The 12,653-nt window shown below is 31.2% G+C and carries 9 protein-coding genes and 2 pseudogenes; 8 read left to right on the top strand and 3 right to left on the bottom strand.

The annotated features are described in order from the left end of the window. Window positions 1–438: 438 nt before the first annotated feature. Together CXF54_RS08305 and CXF54_RS08300 are read right to left on the bottom strand one after the other, a co-directional pair. Window positions 439–951, bottom strand: coding sequence for a 3'-5' exonuclease (locus CXF54_RS08305; protein WP_090839755.1), 513 nt, complete (start codon window positions 949–951; stop codon window positions 439–441). Between the two features lie 39 nt (window positions 952–990). Next, window positions 991–2,835, bottom strand: coding sequence for a hypothetical protein (locus tag CXF54_RS08300; protein WP_101203193.1), 1,845 nt, complete (start codon window positions 2,833–2,835; stop codon window positions 991–993). Window positions 2,836–3,110: 275 nt separating this feature from the next. On the opposite strand from CXF54_RS08300, the gene CXF54_RS08295 reads away from it, so the two are divergent. The 4 genes from CXF54_RS08295 (at window position 3,111) to CXF54_RS08280 (ending at window position 6,397) form a co-directional block, all read left to right on the top strand. Then, window positions 3,111–3,734, top strand: a complete 624-nt coding sequence (locus tag CXF54_RS08295) for a hypothetical protein (RefSeq protein WP_101203192.1) — start codon at window positions 3,111–3,113, stop codon at window positions 3,732–3,734. Between the two features lie 32 nt (window positions 3,735–3,766). Beyond that, window positions 3,767–5,107: a 2TM domain-containing protein gene (locus CXF54_RS08290; RefSeq protein WP_101203191.1), complete on the top strand. Its 1,341-nt coding sequence runs from the start codon at window positions 3,767–3,769 to the stop codon at window positions 5,105–5,107. Between the two features lie 11 nt (window positions 5,108–5,118). Further along, window positions 5,119–5,466: a 2TM domain-containing protein gene (locus tag CXF54_RS08285; protein WP_101203190.1), complete on the top strand. Its 348-nt coding sequence runs from the start codon at window positions 5,119–5,121 to the stop codon at window positions 5,464–5,466. A gap of 175 nt (window positions 5,467–5,641) precedes the next feature. After that, window positions 5,642–6,397 carry a LytR/AlgR family response regulator transcription factor gene (locus tag CXF54_RS08280; RefSeq protein ID WP_090839744.1) on the top strand — a complete coding sequence of 252 codons (756 nt, stop codon included), beginning with the start codon at window positions 5,642–5,644 and terminating at the stop codon, window positions 6,395–6,397. A 3-nt stretch (window positions 6,398–6,400) separates the two neighbouring features. Here the strand turns inward: CXF54_RS08280 and CXF54_RS08275 are convergent, their stop codons facing one another. After that, on the bottom strand, window positions 6,401–7,582 hold the full coding sequence (locus CXF54_RS08275) for an LETM1-related biofilm-associated protein (protein WP_101203189.1): 1,182 nt from the start codon (window positions 7,580–7,582) through the stop codon (window positions 6,401–6,403). A gap of 154 nt (window positions 7,583–7,736) precedes the next feature. Between CXF54_RS08275 and CXF54_RS15935 the strand changes: the two are divergent. The 4 genes and pseudogenes from CXF54_RS15935 to CXF54_RS08255 form a co-directional block, all read left to right on the top strand. Beyond that, window positions 7,737–8,009: pseudogene (locus CXF54_RS15935) on the top strand (DUF4331 family protein); the annotation flags it as partial. A gap of 33 nt (window positions 8,010–8,042) precedes the next feature. Continuing rightward, a pseudogene (locus CXF54_RS15930) lies at window positions 8,043–8,972 on the top strand (DUF4331 family protein). A 90-nt stretch (window positions 8,973–9,062) separates the two neighbouring features. Continuing rightward, the gene (locus tag CXF54_RS08260; protein WP_101203187.1) at window positions 9,063–10,346 is read left to right on the top strand and encodes a tetratricopeptide repeat protein; all 1,284 of its coding nucleotides are present in this window, start codon (window positions 9,063–9,065) and stop codon (window positions 10,344–10,346) included. A gap of 11 nt (window positions 10,347–10,357) precedes the next feature. Next, a complete protein-coding gene (locus CXF54_RS08255) occupies window positions 10,358–12,586 on the top strand; it encodes a TonB-dependent receptor (RefSeq protein WP_101203186.1) in 2,229 nt (742 codons plus the stop codon). Window positions 12,587–12,653: the final 67 nt, after the last annotated feature.

Genomic DNA, 12,653 nt, shown 5'->3' with positions numbered 1-12,653 from the left:
ACAAACCACTCGAAGTGACGATGCGTGCGTATAATGTGATAAGGTTTCTGTTTAAGCGTGAGTAAACGAATTACGTCAGTTCGAGTGCTTCGACGTAGGAGAAGTGTATCAAGAACCGTTACTGTTTGAATAACTTCTCGATACAATTTGCTCGTACCTCACAAACCACTCGAAGTGACGATACGTGCGTATAATGTGATAAGGTTTCTGTTTAAGTGCGAGTAAATACGCAACGTTAGTTCCAGTACTTCGACGTAGGAGAAGTGTATCGAGAACCGTTACTGTTTGAATAACTTCTCGATACAATTTGCTCGTGCCTCACAAACCACTCGAAGTGACGATGCTTGCGTATAATGTGATAAGGTTTCTGTTTAAGTGCGAGTAAATACGCAACGTTAGTTCCAGTACTTCGACGTAGGAGAAGTGTATCGAGAACCGTTAAAACAAAGGTAAAGACTCAAATTGAGCAATTAAAAACAACTTACCGCATGCTCTAGCATCAGATAACGCGTCGTGATGTTTTAGTGCAATATTATGCACTTTACAACACGCGTCTAATTTAGCTGGTTTGTAGCCTTTATTACGATATAGTTTTAATGTACACTCCCAACGATGTTCCATAATCAAATCAGAATGTGGAATGTTATAATCTGTCATCGTTTTTTGTAAAACAGTACGGTCAAAAGACTCATTGTGCGCAACGGTTGTGATTCCCGAAATCCGTTTTTTTATTTCAGGGTATACCGCTTTAAAATTTGGTGCAAATCGTGTGTCATCCTCAGTAATTCCATGGACTTGTATGTTGTGAAAATTATAATCGTTGTTTGGTGGTTGTATCAACGCATGAAACTCGTCCACAATAACCCCGTCTTTAAACGTCACAATTCCTACCGAACAAATATGATGGCTTTTTGCAGTTTCAAAATCTATTGCAGCGAATGTTGATGACATGATTTAGGTTTTGCGTAAAGTTAAAGTATATAATTTAAATTATTTACTCAATGCTTTTAAAATACGTTCTTCGTTAATTACAATATCTCTAAATAAAACATGTGGGAATTCTTTATGTTTTGAAGTTTTGAAAAAATCGAAAATATTAGATAGTGTGGAAGCAGTTATTAATGATAGGTTCATTTCAGTGTCCATTTCACAATCTGATACAAAATCATCACTAAATTCAGGAGCTACTAATAATATTTTTACAATACGTAATTGATTTTTAAGGGCAAGGTTTTGATAAGATTTAAGCTGTCTAGAAACTGCACTAAATTTATTGTAACCTCTTTCTTTACTAGTTTTGCACTCTACAATAATTATTTCTTCATTACCTAAATTTAAAAGAATATCAATCATATCCTTTTTAGTGTTTAAGCTGTTTTTAAAAGCTTCATCAATATTAAATCCTAAACTAGTGAAAATAGTTTTTGTTAATTCTTCAAACTTAATTCCTAATTCACTTTCCTTTATGGTTATTCCATTTTCTTTTAATAAATTAAGATTTCTATAAGCTACATTTTCATAGTTCTCTAAATATAAATTTTCAACGTCTTTATAGTGTTCTAAGATATTTAGTATATCGTCTCCTCTTTGTTTAACACCATTGTCTTTAATAAAAATTGTTAGATTTTCTTTAGTGATTAGATCTAAAATATCTCTAGGCTTAATGTTGTAATCTAGCAAGAAGTCAGCTTTTAAAACATAGTCATCTTGCAGTTCAAACTGATCTTTGATTTGTTTATTTAATTTTGGTAATGATTGATTTAACTCTGTAAGTAACTTATCAAAACCATCTAAGGATATTCCAACTTTCTCATCGCGTTCTACAGTTTCAAAGTATTCAATCAAACTATTTATTTTTTCGTCTAACGTACTCCCTTTTAAAGTATTTATGTTGAGACCTTTTTCACACAATTCATTAAGTGTTTTTTTCTTTTCGGTTAGTGTAATTCCAGGCTTATAAATCCCCTCTAAAAGAAGACTAGAAAATGACACACCTTCTTTTATTATTTCTTCAATTTTTTGAGAATAATTTAGTTTTCTGTCTATATTATGCTCTCTACAAATTTGATTAACAATAGGTTCTCTGAGTAGTTTTAATGTTCTTCTATAAAATTTTTCTCCGACTTCTTTTTCTCTAATGAAACGTAACATTCGAACCATTTCATCAGCAACGTAAATTGTGTTTTCTTTATTAGAAAAGAAGATTACTCCAATGTTTTTTAATCCTTTTATTACTTCTTGAATATCAAGTTTTTGTATTGGAAGGATAGAATAGTTGATTAATTTTACTTCTTCCTGAGAAAGACCAAGTTGTTTTGATAAAGTTAGTATTATAGATAATTCATCGGACGATACTTTAGCTTCTCTATTATTTGAAATATCATTATTGAAAGCAGTGTGTAAACAAGATTTATAAATTTTGTAATCTCTTTTACGTAATGCACTTAATTCTGATTTGTCATCTTCAAATGCGGAATTAATTCCTTTAATTCTTGTTTTTAATTGTTTTATTTCACTTTCATATAATCTCGAAAACCAATCTTGTTTCATTATGCAATTACCATCACGGATAATTATATCAATTAAAATGTCTAATTGAGATGTGATTTCCTGAAATTCACATTTAATATGTTCTTGAAATTCAGTTTCTGTAAGTGCGAAGATTTTAGAGATATTTTGGTTGTCAACAGATTTTAATCCTTTATCACTTGAACTTAAGATTTTATTAATCTCTTTTATGTTTTTAGGGTTTTTTGATATGATTGTATCAATTATTTTAATAAATGAGTTCTTTTCAATAGAACCCATTCTATCCAATATATTTTCTAATTTCATAAATTTATTTTATCAAGGTTTGTAGCTCTTAATGATAATTCAAAGCAAAGCCTTTTTCACCAAAAAAGATTACGGTTTTCCGTAATCTGTTAAACTTTATTTAATGACATAAATCTACAACTATGATTAAATAAATAAAATAAATAAAATACGTAGAACTACGTAAATTTAAAGCGTTTACAATTCAGCCTAAAAAAATAACAGTTGGGTCATGCTTTTTTTTAATAAGCCGGTTTGTTCAGCATCTTTGTAGTGTAATTAATAACTCTATAATCATGTATAAATTAACTTTTACTATTGTGTTTTTTATAACGTCAATGTTACAAGCACAAACCACGTATAAATCAGGAATGAACAAAGCTTTTGAGCTTTGGGAACAAGGTCAAATAACAGAAGCTTCTAATTTATTTGAGCGCATTGCAACTGCAGAAACCGATAATTGGTTGCCTTCATATTATGCTGCGCAAGTATTAATCTTGGACGGATTTTCTAAATTAAAAGAGAAAGATGTTTTAGATGCTCAGTTAAAAAAAGCACAAGGTTTTGTGGATAATGCGACTGCCAAGTCTAAAGATAATCCCGAAATATTGGTTTTACAAGCTATGCTGCACATGGTTTATGTAGTTAGTGATGGTGCAACTTATGGGATGACATTATCTGGTAAAATAAATGCTTTATATAGCCAAGCAGCACAATTAGCGCCTGATAATCCTAGAGTTATGTTAAGTAAAGCAGAATGGGATATGGGGACCGCAAAGTATTTTGGGAAAGATACTAAGCCATTTTGTGAGCAAATAGAAAAATCTCTGCAACTTTTTGCTAACTTTAAACCAGAAACAGCATTTGATCCAAATTGGGGACAAGAGCGTGCAGAACAATTAACTAAAGCTTGTAAATAATAGCTATAGTGCGTGTTTTAAAAGTAATAACTATGAATAAAATTTTAAAAAATATTGTTTTAACCTTTGTAATTGGGTGCTTAGTTTTTGTTGTTGGACAATACATGTCTAATGGATTTAGCTACGATTCGGTTGGGCAATTTATAGAGGATTTTATATTCTATCAGTTATATGCTTTTGTTTTAGGGTTTTCTAATATGACGTTTTTTGGTTTTATGGAACGTATCAATTGGAAACCTGGAGCGTATATTAAAAGAATCCTTCTAGGTATTGTTGGTTCTACGGTAATTACACTTTTAGGCTTGTTTTTATTAAGAGCTTTTACATCTATTGTTTACGTAGGTAACTCGTTTAAATTTTTTATTGCTAACGAGTCATGGAGTGGTTACTCCTTTGGGCTATGGATAACGTTGACCATAGTATCTGTGTTTCATGTGGTTTATTTTTATAACAGATTTCAGAAAAATAAATTAAAAGAACAAAAAGTTATTGCTGGTACGGCAAGCGCAAAATTTGATGCTTTAAAAAACCAATTGGATCCTCATTTTTTATTTAATAGCTTAAATGTATTAACTAGTTTAATTGAAGAAAATCCAGAAAGCGCACAAAAATTTACGACTAGTTTATCTAAAGTTTATCGTTATGTTTTAGAACAGAAAAATAAAGAATTAGTTACAGTAGATGAAGAGTTAAAATTCGCAAAAACATATATGTCTTTACTTAAAATGAGATTTGAAGACAGCATCATCTTTGATATTCCAGAACAGGCTTTAGACCCAGAAAGTAAAGTGGTGCCATTAGCGTTACAGTTGTTATTAGAAAATGCTGTAAAGCATAATATTGTTACTAGTGGCAAACCGTTACATATTAAGATTTATGAAACCGAACAAAATCTAGTTGTAGAAAACAATCTGCAACCTAAACAAATTGTAAAAAAGAGTAGTGGTGTTGGCTTAGAAAATATCAAACAACGCTACCAATTATTAACTAATAAGCGTGTCAGTATTAATCAGAATAGCACTAGTTTTTTAGTGTCAATACCAATGCTTAGTAAAGAAATTTCGATAATGAAACAAATACCACAAAAACAGTTAGACGACTCTTACGTTAGAGCCCGTAAACATGTAGAAGAATTAAAAGAGTTTTACTATAACCTGATATCGTACTGTATTGTTATTCCGTTTTTAATTTTTATTAATTATAAAACAAGTTGGGACTATAAATGGTTTTTCTTTCCAATGTTTGGTTGGGCGGTAGGCTTATCTTTTCACGCTTATAAAGTGTTTGTAAATGATGGTATGCTTGGTAAATCATGGGAAGACAAGAAGATTAGAAAGTTTATGGAAGAGGATAATCAACAACGTTATAATTAAATTAGCGCATTATGAAAAATGACATTGATACATATCTGGAAGACAATCAGCAGTCTAGATTTGAAAAAGAAGAAGCGTATTTAAGAGCTAAGAAAAAAGTGGATAAAATTGTCGGTTTTTATTGGCACTTTGCAATCTATATTGTCGTTAATGTTTTTTTAATTGTAATGATTTATTCTAAGTCAGGAGAACCGTTTTGGAGTTTTGCTGTCTGGTCTACTCCTTTATTTTGGGGAATAGGCGTTGGGTTTCATTTTTTAGGCGTTTTTGGTACGGATTACCTCTTTGGAAAAGACTGGGAACAGCGTAAAATTGAAAGATACATGAATAAAGAAAAGGACAATAGACGTTGGGAGTAGGCGATTAGAAGAAGTTTAAAAGGCAAAAGGCAAAAGGCAAAAGGCTAAAGTTGTGAGGGATAAGTTGAAAATTAATTAGAACTAGCGATAGCCTATTAGTCTTAATTTTTTTATCGAAACCTATCTAGAATAATAGAGTAAAATAATATAACAAACCAACCAAATTATAGTACTAATGAAAGTCATAATTATAGAAGATGAAAAACCATCTGCAAGACGTTTAAAACGGATGTTAGAAGCAATTGATATTACTGCGGAAACAATGTTGCATTCGGTAGAAGAATCTATCCAATGGTTTAATAATAACCCACATCCAGATGTTATCTTTTTAGACATTCAGCTTAGTGATGGTTTGTCTTTTGAGATTTTTGATCAGGTTGAGGTTAAATCGGCTATTATATTTACAACCGCTTATGACGAATATGCTTTGCAAGCTTTTAAACTAAATAGTATCGATTATTTATTAAAACCTATCGATGATGAAGATTTGGAAACAGCTGTTGCTAAATACAAAACTAGGCTTCCGCAGAAAACTAATATTGCCTTAGATTTTGAGGATATTAAAAAGTTATTGATTAATCCAATTGATCGGGTTTATAAAAAACGCTTTTCGGTTAAAGTAGGGCAACATTTAAAATTAGTAAATATTGATGATGTAGAGTGCTTTTACAGCGAAAACAAAGGGACTTATCTATATACTACGGAAGGGCGAAATTATTTATTAGACACCACATTAGAGGCTTTGGAAAATGAATTGGAACCAGATACCTTTTTTAGAATCAATCGTAAATTCTTTATTAATATAAATGCTATTAAAGACATTATAAGCTACACTAACTCGCGTTTACAAATAAAGCTTAACAATTATAATGAAGATGAGGTTATTGTGGCTAGAGAGCGTGTAAAGGATTTTAAAGAGTGGTTAGAGTAATGTTTACTCTTCTTCGTCTTCAATTCTGTTGTCATCAAAAGCACTTGGTAATAATTTAGGTATAAATTTAACTACTAATGGTAATAGTAAAGCACCACCGGGTAGTAAAAATATAGCCAAACTTGGTACCGATTTAAAGATGTCAAGTAACTGTTCCTGAACTTTTCTTTGTTCTTCTTTACTTAAATCTCTAACAGTCGATTTTGATAATAAAATAACCAGTTCTTTACTTTCTAATAACTCCTTTGTTAAGCGTTTACTGTTACGTTTAATCAGTTTAAATACCATGTTAGTAGAGTTATCGTAAAATGTTTTCACAATATTTTTAGAGCCTAATAACGGTACTTTTTGTCTGTACGTTTTATAAAATTCTTCAATGGTTTTTGAAGCTTCGTCTGTCTGATGTTGTGTTAGATTAAGGTTTTCGCCTAAAGTATTTAAAAATACAACTTCTTCGTTATCCAATGTTGCATCCGTCCAAGTAGCCATAGCTGCTAGGTCTAAGCAATAGCGCGAAAATAAATTGCTATCCACATTTTTAATAGCTTCGTTATATAATAACACAGTATCACGCTGGTAGCGTAATGATTGCTCAAACAGATTAATTAAACTTTTATCGTATTCAGATTTTTCTTTTTTACTATTTAAAGTATTCAAAACAATACTTTCTATTATAGCTTCGTAGCGCTGTATATAGTCTTCACTTATTGCGCCTGTTTTTAAATACTGTCTAAACGCTAAAACATCTACAAAAAGTAAGGCGTTGGTTATAAAATAGTTAAAACTTTTATCAATAAGGTTGTCGTCTATTTGTATACGCTTATTAATAATGTTCTCGGTTTGATCTTTTACGTCTTTAGACGCTATTATAGATTGTAAAAAAGAGACTCTTTTTTTATTAATAGTGTTGTAAAAATTAACAACTTCTGTATAAAAATCTTGACTAGTATTATGGTTAGTGTAGGCAATAAGTAAAGCAATTACTAAATTTATTTTACAAATTTCGTCTGCTTCAAAATCATCATTTTTAATCCAGTTATTTACAATCGTTACGTTGCTTCCGTATATAAAACCACAGTCTCTAAAATGTCTGTAATACACTTCTAAGTCATTGTCTTTAAAGAGTTTTTCGGGTTTTAGCTCTTTAATTAATTTTTTAATCCAGCCTGAAGCAGATGGGTTCATTGTTGTTTGTAATTATAAGGTCAAAGATACTTTTTTAAAATTATTTTTCACATTTTTTCAAAAAAACTAAACTTTTATAAAACCGCTATTGTAAAAGTTACGTAAGTGTCTTCGAGAACCAAAAATATAAATTAACAAAAATCTCAAAAACATTATGAAAAATTTCAAATTTATTTTAGGAGTAGGTGTATTTGCAGCAGCAAGTTTCTTCTTCTTATCAGCAGATCACATTGATGCTCCAGCAGTACAAGGTGGTACAAGTGACATTACAGACTTTTACGCTTTTCAGGGTGAAGACACAAACAATTTAGTATTTGTAGCAAACGTGCAAGGGTTATTAAGTCCTACCGCATCAGCTAGTGCTAGTTTTGACGAAAACGTCATGATCGAGTTTAACATTGACAATACAGGAGACAATGTTGAAGATTTAGTAATCCAAGCTATACCAAGAGATGGTAAAATGTACTTTTTTGGACCAGTGGCTCCAGGTACAACAGGATTAAGTAGTACAATTTTGACTAATGCAACGCAAACTGTAGTAGATATTACTGCTTATGGTGAAACTGCAATGACTGAGTCAAGTAATGGTATTACTGCTTTTGCAGGACCAAGAGATGATCCTTTTTTCTTTGATTTTAACCAATATTCTGCAATTATTGGTGGTACTGCTACAGCATTTAACAATCCTGGAACAGACACTTTTGCTGGTAGTAATGTAATGTCTATAGTAATTGAAGTACCAAAAGCAATGATTGGTGGATCTGGAACAATAAATACTTGGGTAGAATCTAAGTCTAAATAATAACAAACTTTTTAAAACTTACAAATTATGAAAAATTTCAAAAATATATTTACCGTACTTCTAGTAACATTGGTAACGTTTAACTGTTCAGACGATGATGATGCAACAGGAATAGTTACACCAACAGGACCAGATTTTGCGGGTACTTATACACAACAAGACCAAATGGGTAGACCGGCTGTAAATACAGTATTTGTGTCTTCAGGATCTAAAGATATGTTTAACACAACAGTACCAACTGCTCAAAGTGGTGCTTTTCAAGCCATGTTTGAAACTAACTTAACAGCATTAAGTCCAGCTTTTGCAAATGCAGGAGACGCTAATGCTTTAGGACAAGATGCTGCTACTTTTACAGGATTGTTAGCTACAGATGTGCTTAATGTGTCTTTAGACGGAACAACTACTTTTTATGACGGTACAAATGTTTTAACAGGGCGTACTTTGGCTGATGATGTTATTACTGTAGAGTTATTATTGATTTTTGGTGGAGAAGATTTTACCGAAAACCCTACACTATCTAATGATAATGTAGATGCAAATGATAAAGCATTTTTAACATCTTTCCCTTATTTAGCGTCTCCTTGGTAGACCAAATTTTAACCTAGAGTACTTTTAACATACTCTAGGTTTTTATTATTTCCATTTCCCAAAACAGCAAACAACAAACAACAAAACATTATGAACACAAAACTATACATGCTACTACTTGTTATAATCACAGCAACTAGTTGTTCAGAAAACACTAAAAACATTACTAATCCAGAAGATTATAACCAGTTTTTATCTTTAAAAACAAATACTGAAACGGTCAATGCAACTTCAGAATATGATTTTTGGTCCAATAAGCTGGAGATAGCACCAAACCAAATTTCTTATTTATCTCAAATAGCAGGTGCAGAATCTAGGTTATTTAAATCTACAGGATCTATCAGTCATCTTAAAAATGCTGAACATGCATTAGTAACTTTAAACGAAAAAACACAATATAAAACTGCCGGATACTTAAGGGCTTTGGCTCGTAATTATATTTCTCAACATAAATTTAAATCAGCTTTAGTACTACTAAATAAAGCAGAAGAAAATGGTCAAAACCTTGATGGTACTCAAAAAATGCTTTTTGATGTGCATATGGAATTAGGGAACTATGATCTAGCTAAAAACTATCTAGAAACGGTTAAGGATTTAAACAATTTTGGTTATTTAATTAGATTGTCTAAATGGAGTGATCATAATGGCGATTTAGATTCGGCAATAAAATATTTAGAAAAAGCAACAGCTAAAGCAGAGTCTTCTAAACTAGATAATTTAAAAGAATGGTCTTATACTAATCTTGCCGATTTTTATGGACACGATGGACAAATACAACAATCTTATAATCATTATTTAAAAGCATTAGCTCTAAACCCAAACGATGCTTATGCTAAAAAAGGAATTGCTTGGATTGTTTATTCTCATGAAAAAAATCCAACAGAAGCTAATCGTATTTTGGATGCCATTACACAATTACATAATGCACCAGATTATTTGTTGTTTAAGGCTGAAATTGCAGAATTTCAGAATAAAGAGTTAATTAAAAACAATTATTTAAAGTCTTATTTTTTAGCAATTGAAGATCGTGATTATGGCGATATGTATAATGTGTATTCTTCAAAAATATTAGCAGAAAGTAAAAGCGAAAAAGCAATTGCCTTGGCTAAAATAGAAGTAGAAAATAGACCAACACCGCTATCTTATGATTTATTAGCATGGAGTTATTTTAATAATGATAATCCTACCGAAGCTTTAAAAATAGCAGAACAATACGTTGCGGGCAAAACATTTGAACCAGAAGTGCAGTACCATTTAGCAAAAATTTATAAGGCTAATGGTAAGCTAAAAGAAGTAGCAATATTAAAAGAAGATTTGTTAGACACTGGGTATGAATTGGGACCTTTAACTTTTAAAAATGTCAATAATTTATAATATTTGCGCCCATGAAAAACACACTTCTTTTAATAGTTTTAGGAGGTTTTATTTTTTCCGCTAAAGCTCAGACCATTAAGGGGATTGTTCTAAGTGATAATCAACCTTTAGAGAATGCTTATGTATATAATCAAAACTCAAAACAACATGCGCACACTAACCAATTAGGACAGTTTGTAATTAATGAAACTAAAGTTGGAGACAGTTTATTTATTGGGTTACTAGGGTATCAAAAGCAAAACATCTTGTTAACAAAAGGGCTTTTAAATTCGTCATTAATTATTAATTTGGAAACGAAAGCTTTTTTATTAGACGAGTTGGTTTTAACAGAGCCGGTTAATGTTATTAATAGCATGGTTAAGATTGATTTGGCGACGAGTCCGATAAATTCGTCTCAAGAAATTTTAAGAAAAGTACCTGGTTTAATTATTGGTCAACACGCTGGTGGAGGTAAAGCTGAGCAACTGTTTTTAAGAGGTTTTGACGTAGACCATGGTACTGATGTTGGTCTATCTGTAGACGGTATGCCTGTAAATATGGTGTCTCATGCACATGGTCAAGGGTATAGTGATTTACACTTTTTAATACCAGAAACAATTAATACAATTAGTTTTGGAAAAGGACCTTATTATGCTAATCATGGCGATTTTAATACTGCTGGATTTGTAGATTTTAAGACCAAAGACAAGTTAGATGATAATTTAATTAGTTTTTCTGCGGGTCAGTTTAATTCACTTAGAACTTTAGGTATGTTTAATCTTTTGGATAAAAACAATTCTCAAAATGCCTATGTTGCTGTAGAATATATTGAAACGGACGGTCCTTTTAAGTCACCACAAAATTTTGATAGATTAAACCTTATTGGTAAGTATAATGCCTTTATAAACTCTAATTCTAAAGTCGCGTTAACGTTAAGTCATTTTACCAGTCAATGGGATGCATCAGGGCAAATTCCGCAGCGTTTAGTAGATAACGGAACGCTTTCTAATTTTGGAGCGGTAGATGATACGGAAGGAGGAGAAACTAGTCGTACAAATTTTAATATTCAGCATAGTACTATTTTAGATAATGATGTTGAAATGCAAACCAATACGTTTTATTCTAATTATAAGTTTCAGTTGTATTCAAATTTCACCTTTTTCTTGGACGACCCAATAAATGGAGATCAAATTAAGCAAAAGGAAAACCGAAATATTTTTGGATTTAATACACAGTTCAAAAAAAACATAGATTATAATACGTTTGATGTTAGTTATACTTCAGGAGTTGGTTTACGATATGATGATGTCAATGATATCGAATTGTCACATACTTTAAATAGAAAAACAACTTTAGAAAATATACAATTAGGAGATGTTAATCAGCGTAATTTATATGGGTTTTTTAATGCCGAAATTGATTTAGGAAAAGTAAAAATTACACCTGCGGTACGTTTGGAGTATATCAAGTTTCAGTACCAAGACCAATTAAGTGATACGTATAGTAATCTGACACAAAGTGAAGTTGCTGTATTACCAAAATTAAGTATTCAATATAATCAGAATAATAATTTACAATGGTTTTTAAAATCAGGAATTGGATTTCACTCAAACGACTCTAGAGTGGTTTTAAATCAAAATATAGATAATGCTTTACCAAAAGCATATGGCGTCGATTTTGGTAACATTTGGAAACCATCAAGTAAAGTTGTTTTAAATACGGCATTATGGTATTTATTTTCTGAAGAAGAATTTGTGTACGTTGGTGATGCCGGAATTATTGAGCCTAGCGGAAAATCTGAGCGTTATGGATTGGACTTAGGGATAAGATATCAGTTGTCAGACAACATATTTTTTAATACAGATGCAACGTTAACAAAAGCAAGAAGTTTAGAAGAAACGGATGGTAACGATTATATACCATTAGCTCCAGATTTTACTTTAGTAGGAGGGATGTCTTTTAAGGATATTAATAATTTTTCAGGAGGAATAAATTACAGGTATGTGGATGACAGACCTGCAAACGAGGATAATTCGGTTCAAGCCGAAGGTTATTTTGTAACCGATTTAAACCTGAACTATGCTTTTAATACCCAATGGAAATTAGGCGTAAGTATTGAAAATGTTTTTGATACTGATTGGAAGGAAACTCAGTTTTTAACGGAGTCAAGATTACAAAATGAAGCCCAGGCTGTAGAAGAAATACATTTTACACCAGGAACACCATTTTATTTTAAAACGACATTAAGTTATTCGTTTTAAAAACAATAAAACCTTACTCATAAAATTCACGTAAGTATAGTGCAATCAATTTAGGGAAATAATTAAT

Origin of the sequence: Olleya sp. 1-3, assembly GCF_002836085.1 — a bacterium.
GTDB classification, from domain to species: Bacteria; Bacteroidota; Bacteroidia; order Flavobacteriales; family Flavobacteriaceae; genus Olleya; species Olleya namhaensis.
Note: the sequence above shows the minus strand (reverse complement) of the source record. Positions and strands in the feature narration are given on the sequence as shown.

Coding starts and splice junctions, on each gene's coding strand:
- CXF54_RS08305 (WP_090839755.1), bottom strand. CDS start 951: ATGTCATCAACATTCGCTGCAATAGATTTTGAAACTGCAAAAAGCCAT.
- CXF54_RS08300 (WP_101203193.1), bottom strand. CDS start 2,835: ATGAAATTAGAAAATATATTGGATAGAATGGGTTCTATTGAAAAGAAC.
- CXF54_RS08295 (WP_101203192.1), top strand. CDS start 3,111: ATGTATAAATTAACTTTTACTATTGTGTTTTTTATAACGTCAATGTTA.
- CXF54_RS08290 (WP_101203191.1), top strand. CDS start 3,767: ATGAATAAAATTTTAAAAAATATTGTTTTAACCTTTGTAATTGGGTGC.
- CXF54_RS08285 (WP_101203190.1), top strand. CDS start 5,119: ATGAAAAATGACATTGATACATATCTGGAAGACAATCAGCAGTCTAGA.
- CXF54_RS08280 (WP_090839744.1), top strand. CDS start 5,642: ATGAAAGTCATAATTATAGAAGATGAAAAACCATCTGCAAGACGTTTA.
- CXF54_RS08275 (WP_101203189.1), bottom strand. CDS start 7,582: ATGAACCCATCTGCTTCAGGCTGGATTAAAAAATTAATTAAAGAGCTA.
- CXF54_RS08260 (WP_101203187.1), top strand. CDS start 9,063: ATGAACACAAAACTATACATGCTACTACTTGTTATAATCACAGCAACT.
- CXF54_RS08255 (WP_101203186.1), top strand. CDS start 10,358: ATGAAAAACACACTTCTTTTAATAGTTTTAGGAGGTTTTATTTTTTCC.